Annotated in this window: 18 protein-coding genes; 1 reads left to right on the top strand and 17 read right to left on the bottom strand. The window is 65.8% G+C overall.

Going from position 1 to position 21,186, the window contains the following annotated elements; translation table 11 throughout:
* Positions 1-881: 881 nt before the first annotated feature.
* A complete protein-coding gene (locus BJD12_RS16415; protein WP_005995974.1) occupies positions 882-2,150 on the top strand; it encodes a multifunctional CCA addition/repair protein in 1,269 nt (422 codons plus the stop codon).
* 259 nt (positions 2,151-2,409) lie between these two features.
* Here the strand turns inward: BJD12_RS16415 and BJD12_RS16410 are convergent, their stop codons facing one another.
* From BJD12_RS16410 to gspE, 17 genes are all read right to left on the bottom strand, one after another.
* Positions 2,410-4,986 carry a TonB-dependent receptor gene (locus tag BJD12_RS16410; protein ID WP_005995977.1) on the bottom strand — a complete coding sequence of 859 codons (2,577 nt, stop codon included), beginning with the start codon at positions 4,984-4,986 and terminating at the stop codon, positions 2,410-2,412.
* Positions 4,987-5,877: 891 nt separating this feature from the next.
* Entirely contained in the window at positions 5,878-7,194 is a 1,317-nt protein-coding gene (locus tag BJD12_RS16405; protein ID WP_229003561.1) for a S41 family peptidase, read from the bottom strand.
* Between the two features lie 374 nt (positions 7,195-7,568).
* Entirely contained in the window at positions 7,569-8,723 is a 1,155-nt protein-coding gene (gene nagA / locus BJD12_RS16400; RefSeq protein ID WP_005995980.1) for an N-acetylglucosamine-6-phosphate deacetylase, read from the bottom strand.
* 2 nt (positions 8,724-8,725) lie between these two features.
* Positions 8,726-9,754, bottom strand: a complete 1,029-nt coding sequence (locus BJD12_RS16395) for an SIS domain-containing protein (RefSeq protein ID WP_005995982.1) — start codon at positions 9,752-9,754, stop codon at positions 8,726-8,728.
* 6 nt (positions 9,755-9,760) lie between these two features.
* Positions 9,761-10,828: a LacI family DNA-binding transcriptional regulator gene (locus BJD12_RS16390; protein ID WP_042828462.1), complete on the bottom strand. Its 1,068-nt coding sequence runs from the start codon at positions 10,826-10,828 to the stop codon at positions 9,761-9,763.
* Between the two features lie 40 nt (positions 10,829-10,868).
* On the bottom strand, positions 10,869-12,143 hold the full coding sequence (locus tag BJD12_RS16385) for a sugar MFS transporter (RefSeq protein WP_005995987.1): 1,275 nt from the start codon (positions 12,141-12,143) through the stop codon (positions 10,869-10,871).
* 43 nt (positions 12,144-12,186) lie between these two features.
* Complete coding sequence (locus tag BJD12_RS16380) at positions 12,187-12,909, bottom strand: GntR family transcriptional regulator (protein ID WP_172797207.1); 723 nt, start codon at positions 12,907-12,909, stop codon at positions 12,187-12,189.
* 387 nt (positions 12,910-13,296) lie between these two features.
* Entirely contained in the window at positions 13,297-14,019 is a 723-nt protein-coding gene (gene gspN / locus BJD12_RS16375) for a type II secretion system protein N (protein ID WP_005990404.1), read from the bottom strand.
* The gene (gene gspM / locus BJD12_RS16370) at positions 14,016-14,474 is read right to left on the bottom strand and encodes a type II secretion system protein GspM (RefSeq protein WP_005990401.1); all 459 of its coding nucleotides are present in this window, start codon (positions 14,472-14,474) and stop codon (positions 14,016-14,018) included. Before gspM ends, gspN begins: the two co-directional genes overlap by 4 nt.
* Entirely contained in the window at positions 14,471-15,559 is a 1,089-nt protein-coding gene (gspL, locus tag BJD12_RS16365) for a type II secretion system protein GspL (RefSeq protein ID WP_005990399.1), read from the bottom strand. Before gspL ends, gspM begins: the two co-directional genes overlap by 4 nt.
* Positions 15,556-16,548: a type II secretion system minor pseudopilin GspK gene (gene gspK / locus BJD12_RS16360; RefSeq protein WP_005990397.1), complete on the bottom strand. Its 993-nt coding sequence runs from the start codon at positions 16,546-16,548 to the stop codon at positions 15,556-15,558. The genes gspL and gspK overlap by 4 nt, the downstream gene beginning before the upstream one ends.
* Positions 16,545-17,147 (bottom strand): type II secretion system minor pseudopilin GspJ, encoded by a 603-nt coding sequence (gene gspJ, locus BJD12_RS16355; RefSeq protein ID WP_005990395.1) that lies wholly within the window; start codon positions 17,145-17,147, stop codon positions 16,545-16,547. Before gspJ ends, gspK begins: the two co-directional genes overlap by 4 nt.
* A complete protein-coding gene (gspI, locus tag BJD12_RS16350) occupies positions 17,144-17,521 on the bottom strand; it encodes a type II secretion system minor pseudopilin GspI (RefSeq protein ID WP_005990394.1) in 378 nt (125 codons plus the stop codon). Before gspI ends, gspJ begins: the two co-directional genes overlap by 4 nt.
* Positions 17,505-17,948, bottom strand: a complete 444-nt coding sequence (locus BJD12_RS16345) for a GspH/FimT family pseudopilin (RefSeq protein ID WP_005990391.1) — start codon at positions 17,946-17,948, stop codon at positions 17,505-17,507. The genes gspI and BJD12_RS16345 overlap by 17 nt, the downstream gene beginning before the upstream one ends.
* A gap of 66 nt (positions 17,949-18,014) precedes the next feature.
* Entirely contained in the window at positions 18,015-18,479 is a 465-nt protein-coding gene (gspG, locus tag BJD12_RS16340; protein WP_042827782.1) for a type II secretion system major pseudopilin GspG, read from the bottom strand.
* A 27-nt stretch (positions 18,480-18,506) separates the two neighbouring features.
* Complete coding sequence (gene gspF / locus BJD12_RS16335) at positions 18,507-19,706, bottom strand: type II secretion system inner membrane protein GspF (RefSeq protein ID WP_042827784.1); 1,200 nt, start codon at positions 19,704-19,706, stop codon at positions 18,507-18,509.
* Positions 19,693-21,186, bottom strand: coding sequence for a type II secretion system ATPase GspE (gene gspE / locus BJD12_RS16330; protein WP_005990384.1), 1,494 nt, complete (start codon positions 21,184-21,186; stop codon positions 19,693-19,695). The genes gspF and gspE overlap by 14 nt, the downstream gene beginning before the upstream one ends.

The following is a 21,186-nucleotide window of genomic DNA, read 5'->3' as shown; positions in this document are numbered from 1 at the left end:
GGCCACCGACGTGACAGCAGCACCCGGTTGCGCACCTGGCGTATCGCTCAGCTCGACGAAGCACGAATTGCGTCCACGGTGCACACCGACATCGTCGCGGGTCCTTGCCACTCACCGTCGCGGGACCTTTGGCGGCAAGGATGCCGCCAAAGAGCTACATGGACGTACTTGCAGCGTGTCCCGCGATGGTGGGAGGACAAGGGCCCTGCAGCGAACACGCAGGTCGGTCGTCGCGACTTTGCATCCTCCAGCTGACATGAGCACGGCTCACAGTTTCGACGCGGCATGCTCCAGCTAGTCGAGTGCGCGATGCCCTCACCGCTTGCGGGACACGCTGTGAATCCATCCATGGACGCTCCGTGGCGGCATCCATGCCGCCACAGGGCCCCGCAAGCGGCAAGGACACCGCACCATGACGATGGTCGGCGCTTGGACGAGGAGCAGATTGCTACGCGGGTCGCGACGAGTGTGCTGCTGTGGATTGCTGCGTTATCACGTTCGACGCGTGTGGGCGCAGAACTGGCGAGATAGAGCTAGAACGCCCCATTGGTTCGCAGAGCGACGTTCTGCAGCGCTCACACATGCACACCGACCTTCGCGGCTCGCCTTTGCCCGCTTACCGTCACGGGACCTTTGGGGCATGGATGCCGCCAAAGAGCTACATGGACGTACTTGCAGCGTGTCCCGCGATGGCGGGCGAGCACGGGCCCTGCAGCCAACCCGCAGAATAGAGGCCTCACACATCGTCCGTCCATGCAATCGCTTGCAAACGCCAGCATCTAGGTGACCGACCCCACCTGGAACAACACGCAAGCCGTACACAACAAAGGACTTGCCGCGCATTGTTTCGACGCAAGCACCGCATCGGGCATCATGGCGCGATGAAGATCTATCTCGTTGGCGGCGCAGTCCGCGATGCCTTGCTTGGCCAAGCGGCCGGCGACCGCGACTGGGTGGTGGTGGGCGCGGACCAGGCGCAGATGCAGGCGCAGGGGTTCAAACCGGTGGGGAAGGACTTCCCGGTGTTCCTGCATCCGCGCAGCGGCGAGGAATATGCGTTGGCCCGCACCGAGCGCAAGTCCGGGCGCGGCTACCGCGGCTTTGTGGTGGATGCCGATCCGTCGGTGACGCTGGAAGAAGACCTGCTGCGCCGCGACTTCACCATCAACGCGATGGCGCGCGACGAAGACAGCGGCACGGTGATCGACCCGTACGGCGGTGCCCGCGACCTGCAGGCGCGCGTGCTGCGGCATGTGGGCCCGGCCTTTGTCGAAGACCCCGTGCGCGTCTTGCGTGCAGCGCGCTTTATGGCGCGGCTGGCGCCGCTAGGGTTCACCATCGCACCGGACACTGCCGCCCTGATGCGGGAGATGGCCGCCAGCGGCGAGCTGGACAGCCTTGTACCCGAGCGCGTGTGGCAGGAACTGCGCCGCGCCCTGACCTGCGCCCAGCCCTCCGCGTTCTTGCGCACATTGCACGACGCCGATGCGCTACGCGTCATCCTGCCCGAACTCGATGCGCTGTATGGCGTGCCCCAACGTGCCGAGTTTCACCCGGAAGTGGATACCGGGATCCATCAGGAGATGGTCAGCGACATGGCTGCGCGGCTGGCACCTGGCGATGCGCTGATCGGCTTTGCCGCGTTGAGCCACGACCTGGGCAAGGCGCTGACTCCTCCGGACCAATGGCCGCGCCACCTGATGCACGAACAGCGCGGCGTTGCCCCGCTGCAGGCGCTGTGCGAACGGCTCAAGGTGCCGCAGGACTATCGCCACCTCGCCGTCACCGCCTGCCGCGAGCACCTCAACATTCATCGCCTGGCGGAACTGCGTCACCGCACGGTGCACGAACTGCTGGTGCGCTGCGATGCATTTCGTCGGCCGGAGCGCATTGCGCAACTGGCGCTGGTTTGCGAGGCCGACAAGCGCGGCAGGCTGGGCAGCGAAGATGCCGCCTATCCACAAGGCGCCGAACTCAAACGCCTGCACGCCGCCGCGCTGGCGATCAATGCACGTGACCTGGCCGCCGAAGGCCTGCACGGCCCACAAATCGGCGAGGCCCTGACGAAGGCGCGCATCGCGGCGATTGCCGACGCGCGCAACCACAACCAGCAGGGCAGCGGCAGCGAAGATTCTTCTGCACGTTCCTGATCGCATCTTTGGTGCGCCGGCGTTAGCTGTGCACCTCAGCGACACGGGTGTCGCAGCCATGCGGCATCGCGGTTGCACGCCTCTTCTATCGCCATCTCGATCAAGCACGCATCTGAGCGGTCTCGCTCGCCTCGCTGTGCAGCCGGGCTCGGACGACCGGAACCTGATGGACATCCGAACGTGTCCAATCCAGGTGTTCTCGCACCCTGTCACCTGCTCCAGCCGCGAGCGGCTGCGTCGCGCAGCCGCTCGGCATTGCTCACATCTTGAAATTCAGGCTCAGCATGAAGGAGCGGCCGTTCTTGTAAATGTAGTACGGCTGGTTCTTGTTGCCGATGTAGCTGAAGTAGGTTTCGTCCAGCAGGTTGGTGGCTTCCAGCGCCACGCGTAGCCGCTCGGTGGCCTGATAGCCGAACGAGGCATCCACCTGGGTAAACGCATCGGTCATCTGCTGGCCATTGAGGCGACCGATCTGGGTGAAGTACTCCGAGCGCCAGCCCAGATTGACGCGCGCACTCCACTTGCCCTGCTCGTAGTACGGGCTGATGTTGTAGGCGTTGCGCGAGTTGTACGGCAGGCTGTAATCGCCATCGGTGTTGGAATCGGAATACGTGTAGTTGGCGACCACGCCGAAGCCGTTGCCGAAGTTGTGCTGCAGATTGAGCGCCACGCCTTGCACCTTGGCGTCGCCGGCATTGGTCGGCACCGAGGTCTGATAGGTGCTCGAGCCGCCGGTGGCGTTGTTGAAGAACACCCGATCCTGCACGGTGGTCAGGATGTAGTTGGAAATATCGCGCGAGAAGAACTCGCCGCTGAGCAGACTGCTGTCGGAGAAATACCATTCCACCGACGCACCGAGATTGGTCGACTCGTAGGGACTCAACCCAGGGTTGCCGGTAGACGCGGTCAACGTGGTGTCGTCGGTGGCGACGTACGGGGTCATGTTGGTGTAGCGCGGCCGCGCGATCACCTTGGAGGCGGCGAAACGCAGCATCAGGTCATCGCGCAGGTCGTAGGCGATATTGAAGGCCGGCAACCACTTGCCATAACTGCTGAGAAAATTCACCGGCGTGTAGCTGCCGCCCGGCGCGTAGCTGAAGCCATCGGTGGAGTCGCGCGTGTGCACATAGCGCACGCCGATGTTGCCGCGATAGCGCTCCCCGGAGAAGTTGGCCTGCAGGAACCAGGCACGGTTCTGCTCTTCGATGCTGTAGTTGCCGGCATAGCTGATCGGCAATCCGTCGTCGCCCTCCAGTCCGCCGATGTAGTGGCCGATGGCACCGCGATTGATGGTGGACCAGCGCTGCATGTCGGCGCTGGTCGATAGGCCGTCCAGATAACCGGACGGCGTGGTGCCTGGCGAGAAATCCGCCAAGGTGCTGACGTCGTTCGGATTCCAGGTGCGGCTGTGCGAGGATTGCCCGGTGGCGTGATTGGTGAGCTTGATGCCGGTGAGGAGTTGCGTAAATGGCCCCCACTCCACCGCATGATCGAAGTCCAGCTGCAGGTAGCGCTCTTTGTCGTACTGCGGGCTATGGCTGGCCGACGCGTTGTTGAGCTGCATCGCCGCCGCATTGGTGGGGTCGGTGCTGTAGTCCATCGCGGTGCGGCGCCCGTCGATGTTGTAGCTGTAGCCGGCAAGATTGCGGAACTGGATGCCGTAGATGCGCTCGGCACCGCCCTGCGAGCTGGTGTAGCCCACCTGGCTCGACGCATTCCAGCCGTCGCCATGCCAGTCGGCACGCAAGTGGATGCTGCCGGTGGTAACGTCGCTGTTGCGTAGGTAACCGTCCAGGAACGTGGTGGACTGATCGCCGAACGTACCGGAGGTGGCCACGCCGTTTTCGAAGCCCAATGCCTGTGCATCGCCCGGATTGGAACCCCAGTAGCCATAACGGCTCTGGTTGTAGTTGTCGAAGCTTTCCTTGACGTACAGGCCGGTCAGGTTGAGCTCGAAGTCGGCATCGGGTTTCCACTGCAGCGCTGCGCTGACGCCATCGCGTTTACGCGTCTGCTGAAACAGCGCAGTGTTGATCGAGGTGGGAAACACACCGGTGTTGTTGCCGACCACCGCAGGCGGAAATCCCGCGCCGGCGACATTGTCGTACCCGAAGATTTCCACGCCGTCGCGGCGCAGCACGCGCTGCGAATGCATCACCGAGGTGAGCACACCCAGGGTCTCGTCCTGATTCTTCCAGCTGTAGAGCGCCGATGCGTTGGGCTTGCCATCTTCGGACCGGTCGTTATAACCGTAGCTCACCGTCCCGGTCAGCGTATTGCGCTCCAGATCCAGCGGCTTGCGCGTGTGCACGATCACCGTGCCACCGATAGACCCTTCATCGATGCGCGCTTCCGGCGTCTTGTAGACCTCCATCAGCCCCACCACTTCTGGCGCCAGCGTGCTGTAGTTGAACGAGCGGCTGTCCGGGTCGTTGGGATCGCCGCCCCAACTGGTCGAGGCGATGGTCTGACCATTGAGCAGCACCCGATTGAGCGCCGGGTCGGTGCCGAGGATGCTGACCTTTTCGCCTTCGCCGAATTGACGGTCAACGGTAATTCCCGAGAGCCGCGACAGCGACTCGGCGACATTGGTGTCCGGAAACTTGCCGATGTCTTCGGCGCTGATTGCATCGACGATGGCATCGGCGTTGCGCTTGACGTTAAGCGCCTTGCCAAGGCTGGCCTGGTAACCCACCACCTTGATTTCGTCCAGCGTGGACACCGAAGGATTGGCTGGCGTCTGTTGCTGCGACGGCACGGCGGTGGACGGCTGTTGTACGGACGCAGGTTCGGAGTGTTGCTGCGCAGAGGCGGGAAGCGCCATCACGCCACTCATTGCGGCGCCACCAATCAGCAAGCCGCGCACCGCAGCGCTCAATCGTGTGCGTTGCGGCCAACGTCTGGCTGCAGCGTCATTCAAGGAAGCACGACGCGCACGCACTGGACTGGCTTTAACAGCCTTGGCAAATCGCGATGTAAAAGCAATCTGCGGCGCTGCGCAGAGACGATGGCGCGCGTCGATTGGCCGCGCGGAGGGTTGGCTTGTTGCGGAAACAGACAACGGGAACAGGCGGGGAAACAGCATTACGTAGACCTCGTGGCTGATACGTCAGGTCGCAACCGATGGGTTGCTCTAAAGCGCTGCGCGCGCCGTGCTGCCATCCGTCCCCTGTGCCGGATCGCAAGCAGTGATCCACGCGGCTCTACATGGCGCGCGGATCGAGACGCCAACCAATGCACGGCCGGCGCGGTGGTGTGTTCGGCTGGAACAAGCTCCTGTTCGCTGACAACGTTATCAGCGAAGGTGCCTTCCGACAGCCGCACTGTCAACCTGGCGTCGGAATCATCTATTTTTGTGCGAAATGCGCTGTTTCTGCTGCGGATAATGGAATGACAGCGTGATCTCTATCGCAGTCCCAGCGGTTTCAATGCAGACCAACGCGCCCGCGAGCTGACACCAACAGGCTGCGCAGCGAAATGTTGCAATGCAGGGTGCCGCGTTGGTGCAGTTGAAGCAGGAGCATCGCTATTGATGCACGCACGTGGATCTGCGCGCACGCATGCGCGGTGTTGCGCAATCGCAAGCGCGATTTCTGCGACATGGCGACATGCCCGCCACTCCACACAGATGCAGGACCTTGGTTAACTGCATCGTGGCCAGAGTGCTCGAGCGCCGCCCTCCGGCTAGAGCATATGCAACGCAATCACCGCTTGCACCTTGCGTATCTCACCGCAGTTCTAAGCACCGCTGCGTGCGCAGCCACTGCGCCGCCGCGTCGATGGCGTCTTCCTGCGGATCACTTGCGACATCCGGATGCAGTGCGCCATCCAGTTGTTGTGCATTGCGGTCCTGCGTGGCACTGCTGGCAATTGCAAGAACGCCACCACCGGGCAGATCCACCGAGCGATTGCCGGTGGTCTTCCCCGCGCTAGGCTGGCCAAAACTGCGCGTTGCCGGTCGCCCACGGAACGCGATGGCGACCATCTCTCCCGCGCTTGCCGTGTGTGGCCCGATCAGGACGGCCACCGCGCGCTCGGCTTGCGACGCGTGCGTGCCGGCAGCAGGCTTCGCGTGCCAGGGCATCTGCCGACCTGTTGAGTCGACGAAGTAGCCGAGCAACTGGTCACCCAGCAACGCATGCAACCCGTTGACCATCGGCCACATCGTGCCGCCGGTGTTCTGTCGCAGATCGACGATCCATCCACAGTGCGCTTGCGATGCCATGCCATCCAGCGCGGCGGCAAGCGCACGTTGATAGGCGCCCCTGACATCACCGGACGAGGTCATCAGGCCGGTCACCTCGACATAGCCCACATCCGGTTGCAGCAAGTGTGCCTGCACTGCAGGTCGCGCGGCAGCGCGCGCCTCCTCCTGGCGCCGCGCCGTGGGGCGTGTCAGGAAGCTGTGGCCGTCATCGAGCTCGGCGATCAGTGCGTCGATGGCGACATACGCGTCAGCTTCGCGCATGTCTGCGGCCTGCGCGCGCAGCTGTGGCTCGCGGGTAGCCCAATCGATGCGCGTGCGCTGCAATGCGTGGTCACGGATGGACGGGATGGCGACGTCGAGGATCGCAGCCGCCGATGCAGCGTCAACGCTGGCTTGCGCCGTCAGCCGCAAGCCGGTCACCTCGACCGCACCTTCGCCTCGCAGCACCACGCCGACGGCCAATCGATTTGCTTGCGAGGGAATCTGCATCGCAATGCGACGGTGTGCCTGAGCACTGCCACTCACCCGATCAGCCTGCGAGGTTTCGAATGCCAGGACCTTGCCCTGCGCATCAACTGCCCGCATCCACAGATTTGCACCCTGCATCGCTTGAGATGCGTGCAAAAGGCCGTCCAATGCCAGCGACTGACCACGCAGCGCGGTGGCATCGAGTTGCACGGCCACAGCGCCAAACGCCGCCGTGCGCTTGGCGCCGGCGGTCAGACGCAACCGGGCGCCCTCGGGCGTCTGCACATCGCCCTGTGCCGCCTCCAATTGGTAGTCCGTGCCGCCGGCAACCAGCCGCCAGGGCGCCGCCGCTGCAGCGGTCGCGTGCATGCAGAACAGTAACCATCCCACCAACCACCAGCGCATCCGTGCGTTGCTCATCGGTACTGCCTTGTCCTTAAGGTGATCGCGACTCTAGCAGCCACGGCGTGCCCCGGGTGGATGGCAACGCCAGCCATGCGCAGCGACTATGATTCAGGCGCTGATCCGCACGCAACGACCAGGGCACCGCAACCCGTCTGGACGGGTGCCCTGCAGGCATATCGCCGCTGCTGCCGCGACGGCAGTGCATGGACACCCATGCCGGCGAGCAAAGACACTACACCTCAGCATTAGGTTCGAACACACGACATGTCGTTGCCGGCTGCAGGCGCAGCCCATCGGCTACGCCGGCCTGACAGCACGCGCAACCATCATGCGTAGCGTCAGTCGCGCTGCCCGGCCACCCAGGTGTTCACTACCTGCACGTCGGCGTCCACCAGTACCAGATCGGCCTGGTAGCCGGGTGCGATGCGGCCCAGGCGCTCGCCCAGGCCGATGCATTGCGCCGGATACGTGGACGCCATGCGTGCAGCTTCGGCAAGATCCACGCCCAACCAGCGCACGCTGTTGCGCACGGCGGTGGCCATGTCCAGGGCGGAGCCGGCAAGCGCGCCGTCGGCATTGCGCACCACCCCATCCACTGCAGTGATGGTTTCGCCGTACAGGTCAAAGCTGGGGCTGTCGCTACCGACCATCGGCATCGCATCGGTGACCAGCAGCAGCTTGCCGCGCGGTTTGGCCGCCAGGGCCACGCGCAGGCTGGCCGGATGCACGTGCACGCCATCGACGATGACGCCACACCACACATTGGGATCTTCCAGCGCGGCGCCCACGGCGTTGGGCTCGCGCCCGGCCAGTTGCGACATGGCGTTGTAGAGGTGCGTAAAGCCGCTGACGCCTGCGGCGATGCCATCGCGCGCCTGCTCGTAAGTGGCTGCGGTGTGGCCGGCGAACACGATCGCCCCGCCCGCCACGAAGGCGCGGATGTCATCCAGTGGTACGCGCTCGGGGGCGAGCGTGATCAGGGTGACGCCGTTTTCCAGCGAAGTGTCGACGGCAATTTCCTGCGCATCCGGCACACGGAACTTGTGCGCGTCGTGCGTGCCCTTGCGTGCGGGGCTCAGGTACGGGCCTTCCAGATGGATGCCGAGCACGCCGGGCACGCCTTGCGCGATGGCGGCGCGCGTTGCCTCGATCGCTTCGGCCATCACTTCTGCGGTGTCGCTGATCAGCGTGGGCAGCAGGCCGGTGGTGCCGAAGCGGCGATGCGCTGCCGCAATGCTGGCCAGCGCCTGTGGGTCGCGTGCGTTGTTGAACAACACCCCGCCGCCGCCGTTGACCTGGATGTCGATGAAGCCGGGCAACAAGGTGGCACCGCCCAGGTCCACGCGCGTGTACGCCTGCGCAACGCGCACATCGTCGGCCGGTACGATCGCCTGGATCAGCGCACCATCCAGCAGCACGACCAGGCCATCCTGCAGGCCGTCATCGGTGAGTACGCGCGCGTTGCACAATGCCTGAGTGCGGGAAGCATCCATGTTCAAACGGTTTCCGTGACCTTGTTCAAATGCGGCGGCAAATCGGGATTATGGCCACGCTGCAGCGCCAGCGCATTGATCGCGCGATAGAAGCTCTGCACGGTCAGCAGCGGCGCGCACGCCGGGTGTGCGGCATCGGCAAGCGGCAGATCGCCATCGGGCGCGGCCAGCCACACCTGCGCGCCACGTGCGCGAAATTCTTCGGCCAACGCGCGCGTGCCGGCACCGGTTTCGTCGGGCTGCGCGAACACCAGCACCGGAAAGCCCGGGCCAACCAAGGCCATCGGCCCGTGCTTGACCTCGGCCGAGCTGTAGGCTTCGGCATGCAGGCCGCAGGTCTCCTTGAATTTCAGCGCGGCCTCCTGCGCCGCGCCCAGGCCCAGGCCACGGCCGAGCACGAACAGGTTATGCGCGGGCGTCAAACCGGCGGTCAGTGCGGACCAGTCGGCCTGCCAGGCGCTGCGCAACTGCTGCGGCAACGCGTCCACTGCGGCGAGCAGTGCGGGGTCGTTCTTCCACACGGCGCCCAGGTGCAGCACCGCCGCGAGCGAGGCGAGGTAGCTCTTGGTGGCGGCAACGCTTTTTTCCGGGCCGGCACCGAGCGCAATCACCACATCGGCCAGCTGTGCCAGCGGCGAATCTTCCACGTTGACCAGCGCTACCACACGCGCGCCCGCAGCCTTGGCGGCTTCGGCATTGCGCAGCAGATCGGGGCTCTTGCCCGATTGCGAAATCACGATGTACAGCGCGCCACGCAGCTGCAGCGGCGCGGCATACACCGACCCCACCGATGGCGATGCGGAAGCGGTGACGATTCCCAGCTGCGTCTCGAACAGGTACTTGGCATACGTTGCTGCGTGATCGGAGCTGCCGCGTGCGCAGGTCACCACGAACGGCGGCGGGGTGTCGCGCAACGACTGCGCAAGCGCCGAGATGGTGCCGGCGTTGCGCGCGAACTGTGCAGCGACCACATCGGCGGTCTGCGCCGCTTCGCGGAACATCAAGGTGTCGGTTTCGGTGGGGAGGCTCATCGTGGCTCAGGCGGATTCGGGGGGAAGGGGTTTGCCGGTGGACGCAGGCGCCGGCGCGGTGGAGCCGCGCACCACCAGTTGCGGTACGAAGCCGCGGTTCTGCAGTTGCGCAGGCTGGTCGTCATAGGCATCGCTGCGCAGCTGGCTGATCAGCAGGCGTGCGGCGTGCCGCGCGATGTCTTCGGTGGCCTGCTTGGCGGTGGTCAACGCCGGCCACGACTGCCGCGAGAACGGGCTGTCTTCGAAACCGGCGATCGACAATTGATACGGCACATTCATGCCGGTGGACTTGGCCGCTGCCAGCACGCCGGCGGCGATTTCGTCGTTGCTGCCGAAGATCGCAGTGGGCGGCTCGCGCAGCGACAACAGCCGACGCGCACCACGGAAGCCATCGTCGAAGGTGTAATCGCCGGGAATCACCAGGTGCTTGTCCAGGCTGATGCCGTAATCCTTCAACGCCGCTTCGTAGCCGGCGTAACGCTCGCCGCTGGAGCGATGCTGCGGGCCGCCCCACAAGAAGCCGATGCGTTGATGGCCGAGCTGGATCAGATGCTCGGTGATTTCATACGCGGCATCGCGGTCGTCGATATACACGCAGGGGCCGTCGCCGGGATCTTCGGTGGACGCGATGATGCGCACGCTCTTGATGCCGCGCGCGGCCAGGCCGGCCAGCAGCTCGGGGCGTTCGGACATCGGCGCGGTCAACACCACCCCGGCCAGACGCGAGCGCTGCACCCACTCGGCCAGTTCTTCGGCTAACAACGGCGAGGTGGAATCGCAGGGATGGATCTGCAATCCGAAGCCGGTTTCGCGGCACGCAGCCAGCACGCCGTTCTGGATGCCGATGATGTGATACGGATTGGGGTTGTCGTAGACCAGGCCGATCACGAACGGCGTGCCGCTGCGCAGGTTGCGCGCGGACGGATCGGGTTCGTAGTCGAGATCGGCGATGGCGCGCAGCACGCGCGCGCGCGTGGCCTGCATCACCGAGGGTTCGTTGTTGATCACCCGCGACACGGTCTTCAATGAGACCTTGGCGCGCTCGGCGACGTCTTTGATGGTGGGCCTGCGCATGGAGGTGCCTTGTTCGTCGGAACGCATCATGCCGCGTCGCTCACTTGGCCTGGGCCGGCAGGCCCACGCGATGACCGCGCAGCGAATAGAACAGGATGTACAGATAGCACGGCACCATCAGTGCAGCGAACACGACCTGGAAGTCGTAATGCTGTTTGAGAATGGCGAACAGCTGCGGAATGATCGCGCCGCCGGCAATGCCCATGACCAGCAATGCCGAGCCGATCTCGGTGAAGCGGCCAAGCCCGCGGATGGCCAGCGGAAAGATCGCCGGCCACATCATTGCGTTGGCAAAGCCGAGCGCGGCCACGAAGCCCACCGACACATAGCCATGGGTGAGCAGCGCGCCCAGCGAGAACAACACACCCAGCACCGCTGACACGCTCAGGTAGCGCGCCTGGGAAATGACGTTGGGGATCAGCACCAGGCCGGCGATGTAGCCCAGCAGCATCGCGCCCAGCGTGTAGGAGGTAAACAACTTGGTGCTGTCCAGTGGCAGGTTGAAGCCATGCCCGTAGGTGCCGATCGCATCGCCGGCCATCACTTCCACGCCCACATAGACGAACAGGCACAACACGCCCAGCCACAGATGCGGGAACTGGAAGATGCTGGATTTCTGCACGCCGGCAGCGCCGGGCGTTGCATTGGCTTCAGAGGCCTTGAGTTCGGGCAACGGCGAGAACAGCACGCCGATGGCCAGCAGCAACAACACGCCCGACATCACCAGATACGGTGCGTGGATCTTGGCGGCAAACGATGTGAGCAAGGTTTCCTTGGTCGCGGCATCGGCGCTGGCCACCTGCGCGGACAGGTCACCGATGCCGTGCAGCACCAGCGAGCCGATCAGGATCGGCGCCAGGATGCCGGCGATCTTGTTGCAGATGCCCATCAAGGCGATGCGGCGTGCGGCGCTTTCGATCGGCCCGAGGATGCTGATGTACGGGTTGATGGCGGTCTGCAGCAAGGCCAGGCCACTACCGATCACGAACAGTCCGCCCAGTGCGCCCGGATACCAGCGCTGGGTGGCGAACTGGCCAAAGCCCGCCGCACCCACTGCCATCACCACCAGGCTCAGCGCCAGGCCTTTCTTCATGCCGGTGCGCTTGAGAATCCACGACGACGGCAACGCCAGGAAGAAGTACGACAGGTAGAACACCATCAGCACCAGGAACGCGTTGACCTCGTTGAGATCGAACGCCAGCCGCACGAAGGTGATCAGCGGCCCGTTGATCCAGGTGAAAAAGCCGATGATGAAGAACAGCACGCCGACGATGGCGATCGAGACAACGGGATTTGCGGGCCTGGCAGTAGTCATGGATCGGCTGGCTCTGAGGTTGTCGTAGGGAATGCCGTTGGCGTCAGCGGCGCAGTTCGGCAACGAAGTCGTAGAAGTCGTTGTGGCAATAGGTGTCGGTCAATTCGATCGCGCTGCCATCGCGGGCGTAGCCCACGCGCACCACGTGCAGGATCGCCTCGCCGGTTTTCATGCGCAGATGTTCGGCCAGCCGCGCCGGCAGGTTGATCGCGCGGAAGTACTGCAAGGCGCGCACCACCGGGGTGCCCTGCGCATCGAGATAGCTATAAAGCGAATCGCCCACCTGCTGCGGGTCGGTGACGATGCGTTGCGGCAGCACCGCGTGCTCGTAGGCCATGACGCGGTCGTCGGCGCTGCGCAGGCGCGTCAGCGAGGCCACCGCCGCATCCGGCGACAGGCCCAGCCGCAAAATCTCTTCGCCATGAGCCGGGCGCAGGCGCCGCTCCAGCCAGCGCGTGCCCGGCTCGTAGCCTTTGATGCGCAGCGTCTCGCTGAAGCTGGTCAGGCCGCTGAGCTGGTGCTGGATCTGGGTAGTGACGAAGGTGCCGGCGCCCTGGCGACGCGAGACCAGACCTTGTTCGACCAGCACATCGACCGCCTGCCGCAGGGTGACCCGCGAGATCTGCAGACGCTCGCACAGCTGGCGCTCGGCCGGCAGCGCTTCGCCGGCCTTCCACTGGCCGCCACGGATAGCGTCGGTGAGCTTGCCGGCCAGCTGCAGGTACAGCGGGGTTGGCGCGGACGCGTCCAGGTGCAGGTCGTCCAATCGCTTGTCGGCGTCCGCCTTGGCCTTGGCCATTCGTTAGTCCCGCCCACCCGAATTCGATAGGTCCAATATAGTACCAATCGACGGCGACGCACCAGCCCTGTGCCGCGCCGGCACGCGTGGACTGGTCTGGTGGGTGCTGGCGTAGCTAGGGATTGGCCGATGGACGGCCGCGCGACGGTCGTACTCTGTATCGGGCGGGGCGCCTTATCGCCACAGGCATTGGCATGGTCTGGTGGCGACCGGCCAATGTGTGCCCGGGTAGATCAGACCAATTTTGCCCATGCAGGCGTCTTTAGCCGGGGAGCTCCGTTGCGCGGGCCGAAGTGTCGAGCATGCACAGCTGCAACAAACTTGCCCGACGTCGGCCAGCGCCAAGCGTCTGCGCTACCACTGCCCCTGGTCGACGCGCACCAGCCAGCGCTCCGGCGTCTGCACGAAGCCGAGCAATTGCAGGCCCAACTGCAGCGCGGTGTCGTTGCCGGGCTCGACCTGGGTGCGCCACTGCCAGCGGCCATCGTGCTGCACGCGCAGCTCGGCGCCGAGGCCGACGCCTTCGCGCAGGCCGCTATCGGGCGCCAGCGCCAGCACCAGCACCACGGCATCGTCCACGCATCGCGGGCTGCCGCGCAGCCGCAGCGGCAGCAGCCCGGCGGCTTCGCCACCTGCGTTGGGCAACACCTGCACGGCGACATCGCCGCCTGCCTGCGTACAACGGGTGGCGTCGAACACTGCCTGCACCTCGCGCAGGTCGATCGACAGATCCAGCATGCCCACCCCGCCCGGCTTGGGCAGCAATAAGCGACCGTTGGCCTGCTGCACACCCTGTCGCGCGCCCTGCAATGCCACCAGCTGCGCGGTGGCCGAGCGCAGCTGCACCTGGCGCTGCCCACGCAATAAAGGGAGCGGGCGCAGACGCACCCCGACATCGCCAAGGTCCATGCTGGTCCAGGTCACGCCACGCAGGGTGCCGTTCCAGATCGAGCCCTGCGCTTCCAGCGCGGCAAACGGCAGCGTGTCGACCGGCAGGACTAACCGCAACGGCAAGGTCGCGATGACGCCGATGACCAGCAGCGCGCTGCCCAGCACCAACCAACGCACTGCCCTCATAGCGCGATGCCCGGGAACGTGCAGCGCACCTGCAGTTGCCCGTCGCGGCGGGTGATTTCAAGCGCCGAAGGCGTCAGGCCATCGCGCTGGCGCAGCTGTTCCAGCCAGGCGAACAGGACGGGGCTGGTCACGGTATCGATCTGCACTGCAAGTGTCCCGGTCGGACTGCGCTGTTGGCGGGTGATGGTGATCGTGGCATCGCGCGCGCTTTGCGTGATGCGCGCCAGCGGAATGGCAGCCACTGTACCGCCGGGCTGGGCTGCACGTGCGATGAGCAGCGCTTGCGCAGCGTGGTCGTACCGTGCCTGCGCGCTACTGCGCCAGTGGCGCAGCGGCGTCAGCAGCGCATACCAGCCGATGAAGGCCGCGATGGCGATCACCATGACCGACAGCATGATGCGTTCGCGTGGTGCGCGAGTCTTCCACCACACCGGCATACGTTGCAACGTGCTCATCGTGGCGGCTCCAGTTCCAGTGCGGTGGCGAGTCTGTCGTCGCGGGGCTGGCCCACGCCTGCGCGCACCTGCCAACCGGCGCGGCTGAGCTGGGCGGTGACATGCTCCAGTTGCGCGGCGTCGCGGTGCAGCAAGGTGACGCGCAGCGGACCTCGTTGCTGGTAAGCGAGCGCGTCCAGTTCTGCGCCGGGCACTGCCTCGACTGCGGCAAATAACGCGGCCAGTTGCGGCGCGAATACGTTCTCCGAGGCGGCGGTCTGCCGGATGTTGTCTGCACCGGGCGTCACGACGGTCTTGCCCATCATTTGTGCGCTGCGCCGCTGCAGGAGCTGCGCGCCGATCTCGTAACGCAGGCCCTGCGCCACCATCAGACACACCGGCGACAGCACCAGCAGCGCAAGCAACCACACACGCGTGCGTGAGCTCAGCTGTGCGCGCTGCTGCGTTGGCGCGGCAAAATCTTGCTGGCGTAGATTGAGCGGCGCATCGGCAGCATGCCGTGCGAACTGCGCGATAGCGTGCGTTGGGTCCGACTCCGGCGGCAATGCCGGTGCGACCGGGAGCGATGCGACCAGCGCCTGCGCAAGCTGCGGCTCCAGGCTGCAGGCGATACGCGTGCCGCGCAACACCCAGCGGCCATCCCAATGCAGCAGCGTCGGCGGCTGATCCGGCGCCGCGTCGGGCAGCAGCAGACAGTCCGGCACCACCGCATCGGGCACGATACCCAGCCCTGCAGCACGGTCGAGCCATTGCCGCATCACCGCCCCATCCACTGCCGCCACCAGCCGCATGCCATCGCTCGCTGCGTGGTCGGCGATCACCACATGCAACGCCTGCGCAGCGCCCGCCAGATGCTCGGCCAGCTGCAGCCGCGCCGCAGCCAGCGATTGGGCGACGCTGCGCCCGGGCAAGGTCATCCAGCGCAGATGCACGTCCACACCCGGCACCACCAGCACGGTGTGCGTGATTTGCGCGGGGCGCGCATTCAATACATCTGGCGCCAGCACTTGGCCATGTGCATCCACGCATACGATGACGGGCTGCGTTGCGGCATCGGCCGGCAACAACACCAGGGTGCTACTCATTCGTCGGGGCTCCATTGGCGTGCCACCAGCCGCACGCGGCCGGCGGGGTCCTGTTGCAGCAATGCCTCCAACAGAACCTGCGCGCCGGCATGATCGACCTGGCTGTAGAGGGAAAAATAGGACGTGCGTAATTGGATCTGCTGAAACACTGCGTCCGGCAACGCCGCCTGCATGAGTGCGGGTTGCTTCCAGAACACCGCTGCCTCTCGCCAGCCGCCCGCCGGCCGTGCGGCGATAACGCGGCGTGCGGCCGGCAATTCCACCGCGCCTTCGGTCAAGGCCACCAGCACCGGCGCATCGTCGGTGCGTAGCGTGTTGACGTTGATCGGCGACAACCGCGCTTCGGGCAATGCACACACATACGGTTGCAGCTGCGCGATAAGCGCCGGCGTATAACCGGCGATGGCGCGCAACTCGCTGACGCCTGCCAGCAAGCTCGCACCGGTACGCAGCGGCACGGCGGCCTGGAGGTAGCGGTCGTCCTCGGCACCTTGCGTGCCCGGCTGGGTGTCGCTGTCGATCCAGTCCACCAGCGTATCGGTCAGCGCCTGCGCCTGTTGCGGGGCGATACCCAACGCGTCCAGCAACGCCAGGTATTGATTGGCGCCATCGTCGCTGCGCTGCCATTGCTCGGGTGCGCCCATCACCACGCTGTTGAGGTTGAAGCAGCCGCCGCGATCGCGCAGCCGCACGCTCACCATGCCATCGTCCAACGGGAAGGTGATCGGTTGGTCGTTCCAGCCGCCCTCCAGCGTGGTGCGCAGCGGGTCGCGCCTGGCCAACGCCTGCAAGCGTTGCCGCGCGACGGTTTCGCTGCCCAACGCATACCACTGCGCCTGCGTCATCGCCTCTGCATTGCCGCTGCGGCGCAGGCCGAAGCGCAGATCGTTCAACACCGCCACCATCAGCAGCGTCATCACCGCCACCAGCAACAACACCGTCAGCAACGCGACGCCGCGTTGGTGCGCAGGCACGTGCAGCGTTCTCATGTGCGCCCCTCCGGCAGCAGGAACAGCTGACGCACGCGGCCCCATTGCTCCAGATCCAGTTCCAGCGACAGCGCATCCGGCAGTGCTTCCAGCCCGCCGCTCCAGCCATCGCTCCACTGCGCGCGATAGTGGAACGCCACCTCGGCCGACCGCACACCGCGCAGCAGCACTTGCGGCGCCCCGGCCACTGCACCGTCCAGCGCCGGTCGCGCACTGCGCTCCAGGCGTCCATCGACGATGCGGTATTCGACGTATTGCAGCGACGCACGCGGCGCCTGATCCGGATTGCTCCAGCCGCGCCGCACAAACCCGAACAACGGGCCTTGGGTGCCGGGCGCACGTGCAAGTAACGCAGTGCGCGCGGCGCTCCCATCGCTGTTGCGGGTGCGCCGTACCGCAGCCTGTTGCAGATCGCTGCGCAGCAGGCCATGGGCCAGTTGAAGATCGCGTACCTGCTGCAGGCGCGCACGCACCGCATCGCGCTGATCGATGCTTTGCCGCATCACCACCACTGCGGAGGTGGCCACCAGCGCGAAAACCGCCAGCGCTACCAGCAGTTCGATCAGGGTGAAGCCCTGCATGCGGCGCGTGCGGCTCATTGCACGCTCCGCAATGTGCTCAGGCTGGCGATCTGCTGCGCTTGCCCTGCGGCGCGCACGCGCACCTCGATACGCACCATGCCAGCGCTTGCCGGCACCGCCTGACGCTGCCAGTCCCAACGACGGCCACCCAGTGTGTCCTGGCCTTGTGCAGGCGCCACTGCGGCATTGTCCGGCGCCAGCATCGCCTCGATCGCCTGATTTTCTGCAACCAACGCGGCCAGCGTGCGCTCTTCCAGCACCACCGCCGTGCGCGTGCTCTCGCCCGACAGATTCAACAACCCGACCACCGCCATGCCGAAGATGGCCAAGGCGACCATCAGCTCAAGCAGCGAAAAACCGGCACAGGCGCAGTGGTTATCGACGCGGCGCATCGACTCGCACCACACCGGCGGCATCCACCGTCACCTGCAACTGTTGCTGCCCATCGGCCAGCGCGATGCGTTGTGGCGTGGCCGCACCGGTCGGGTCGAAGCGCACGCTCAGCTGGGTGCCGCCAACCGGAAACTGCGCCTGCACGCCGGCCGGCCAGCGCGTGGCGGCGAACGGCGTCTCGTCCAGCGCAACCCACCGCTGTTGCGCCTGACGACGGAATGCATAACCGCCCGCATCGATGGTCACCTCGACCATGCGCAGGCTCAGGATCGCTTCGTCGCGGGCATTAGCCAGCGCGCTGGCCAGCCTGTCGGCCTGATCGTGCAGATCCTGCCGCGTGTCCGGCAAGGTCATCACCACCAGAGTGCTGGCAAGGACGGTGATCACCAGCACCGCCAGCAGCTCGAGCAGGGTGAAGCCGCGCATGCGTGCGCACCGGCTGCGCAACGCTGCGCACTGCCCCCCGGGTGCCACAGTCAGCACAGCGGCACCTCAGCGCCAGTTGCCGATGTCGGCATTGTCGGCATCGCCACCTTCGGCGCCGTCGGCACCGAACGAGTAGACATCGAAGCCACCGTTTCGGCCCGGGCGGCGGTAGTGATACGCGTGACCCCACGGGTCTTCCGGCAACCGGCGGATGTAACCGCCCTGCCGATAGCGCTCCGGCCGGGTCAGGCCGCTCGGTGGGTTGAGCAAGGCCTGCAAGCCCTGCTCGGTGGTCGGATAGGTGAGGTTGTCCAGGCGGTAGGTTTCCAGTGCCTGCTCCAGCACCGCGACATCCGCGCGTGCCTTTTCGACCATGGCGCGGTCCTGGCTGGGCATCACGTTGATCATCACCACGGTGGCCAGCAGGCCGATGATGACGATCACCACCATCAACTCGACCAGGGTGAAACCGCGCACGCCACTGCGCGAGACAGATGAGCCGGCGAGTGCACGACATTGGATGGACTGCATGTGGATCTCCGAAGAAAGCGGCCGCGCTCAGCCAAGCGCGAGGGTGTTGAATTGCAGGATGGGCAACAGGATCGACAGCACGATCACCGCCACCACGCCACCGAGCAGCACGATGATGGCCGGCTCCAGCAGGCTCATCGCCGCGGTGGTGAACGATTCGAACTCACGCTCCAGATAATCGGCGGCGCGTTCCAGCATCGGCGCCAGGCGCCCGCCTTTTTCGCCGCTGGAGGCCATGTACAACAGCGTGGGCGGGAACACGCCGGCGCGCTTCATCGCCGCGGCCAGACTGCCGCCCTCGCGGATGGCGGTGACCATGCTGTCGGTGGCCAGCCGCAATGCGCGGTTGTCCACGGTGCGTGCGGCGATCATCAACCCTTCCATCAGCGGCAGGCCGCTGTTGACCATGATCGCCAGCGTGCGCGCCATACGCGCGGCATGCAGGTCGCGGATCAACCGGCCAAGCAACGGCGCACGCAGGAGCGCGCGATCTGCGGCCAGCCGCAGTGCCGGGCGTTTGAGCAGCCGCAGCGCAGCGATCACGGCAATCACCAACGCAACCAGAAGCGGAATGCTGGCATGCAGCAGGAAATTCGACACCGCGATCACCGCGCGCGTCAGCCATGGCAGGGCGCGCCCCATCGAATCGAACTGGTCCACCACCTTGGGCACGACGAAGGTCATCAATACGATCACCACCGCCCCGGCCGTCAACGCCAGCGCGGCCGGGTAGACCAAGGCGGACTGCAGCTTGCTGCGCACCTGCGCCTGCCGCTCGAGCAGATCGGCCAAGCGCTCGAGCACCTGCGGCAAGGCGCCGGCGCTTTCGCCTGCGGCCACCATGGCGCGATACAACGGCGGAAATGCATTGCCCTGGCGCGCCATCGCATCGGACAAGCGGAAGCCTTCCACCACCAAGCCATGCGTCTGGCTGGTGACGCGGCGCACGCCGCGCCGTTCCGATTGCGTACCGATGGTGCGCAGGGCTTCTTCCAACGGCGCGGTTTCCACCAGCGTCGACAGTTGGCGCGTGAACAACACCAGATCCTTGCCGCTGAAGCGAGCCGCACGCACGGCCGTGGTTGCAGCGGCCGCGGCGTCGATGCGCACCGGCACCCACTGGCGATGCTCCAGCTGCGCGCGTGCACTGTGCACGCTGTCGGCACGGATCACGCCCTGGCGGCTGCGCCCGTGCAGGTCGAGCACGGTGTACTCAAACCGCGGCATGCGCATCGTCCTGCTGGCGGGTGACGCGCAAGGCTTCTTCCAGCGTGGTGAGCCCCTGCAGCACGGCGGCGCGCGCGGCATCGCCCAGCCGCGGCGCACGTGCGAAAGCCACTGCCGCTAGCGCATCTTCGTCGGCGTTGTCGCCGATCAGGCGGCGCATTGCATCGTCCACCGCAATGGCTTCGTATATGCCCACGCGCCCGGCATAACCACTGTGATGGCACACCGCGCAGCCTACCGCCGTGTACACCGTTGCACTGCTGTCGTCATCGACCGCAAGCAGCTGCCGCGCGGCGGCATCCAAAGGCCGCGGCGCGCAGCACTGCGGACACAGCCGCCGCACCAGCCGCTGCGCCAGAATCAGGCGCAGGCTCGATGCCAACAAGAACGGCTCGATGCCCATGTCGCGCAGGCGCGTGACCGCGCCAACCGCGTCGTTCGTGTGCACGGTAGACAAAACCAGATGGCCCGTAAGACTGGCCTGCACCGCAATCTGCGCGGTTTCGGCATCGCGGATCTCGCCGATCATCACCACGTCCGGGTCCTGGCGCAGGATGGCGCGCAAGCCGGCGGCAAAGGTCATGCCCACGCGCGCGTTCACTTGCGTTTGGCCGACGCCGTCGATGGCGTATTCCACCGGGTCTTCGACGGTGAGGATATTGCGCGAGCCATCGTTGAGCAGGCTCAGTGCGGCGTACAAGGTGGTGGTCTTGCCCGAGCCGGTGGGGCCGGTCACCAGCACGATGCCGTTGGGCACCTGCAATGCGCGCTGCACGGTGTGCATCACGGATGCGGGCATGCCCAGCTGGGTCAACGACAAGGTGCCCTGCTCCTTGTCCAGGATCCGCAGCACCACGCGCTCGCTGTTACGCGTGGGCAAGGTGGACACGCGCACGTCCAACGCCTTCGCCCCCATCACCAATGACACGCGGCCGTCTTGTGGGATGCGTTTTTCGGCGATATCCAGCCGCGCCATCACCTTGACGCGCGACACCAGCAGCGGCGCGATGCGGCCGGGCAACGTGGCTGCCTCGCGCATCACCCCATCCACGCGCAGGCGCACCCGCAAGCGCGATTCGTAGGATTCCAGGTGCACGTCGGACGCGCCCAGCCGAGCGGCCTCGGCGATGATGCCGTTGATCAGGCGAATGATCGGTGCATCGTCCTGGCTGTCGAGCAGATCGGCAGTTGGGATATCGTCGATCAACGAATCCAGGCTGCCATGCAGATCCAGCGCTTCGACCTGTACGCCCTGCTCCAGCCCGGCATCGGCATAGATCTCCGACACGTGCCGGTCGAACACCGCCGGTGCCAGCGTGCGCACCTGCAACGGCATGCCCAGCGCCCGACGCAACTCGATCAAGGCATGCACATCGGCGCCGTCGCGCAGGCCGACCTGCGCAACGTCGTCGGCGCCAAGCAGCACCACGCCGTGGCGCTTGGCGAATGCATAGGAAATGCTGGCGCGCGCCGTCCTCAT

The organism is Xanthomonas vesicatoria ATCC 35937 (assembly GCF_001908725.1).
Taxonomy (GTDB): Bacteria; Pseudomonadota; Gammaproteobacteria; order Xanthomonadales; family Xanthomonadaceae; genus Xanthomonas; species Xanthomonas vesicatoria.
The sequence above is the reverse complement of the archived record's forward strand: the minus strand, read 5'-3'. Positions and strand labels throughout refer to the sequence as shown.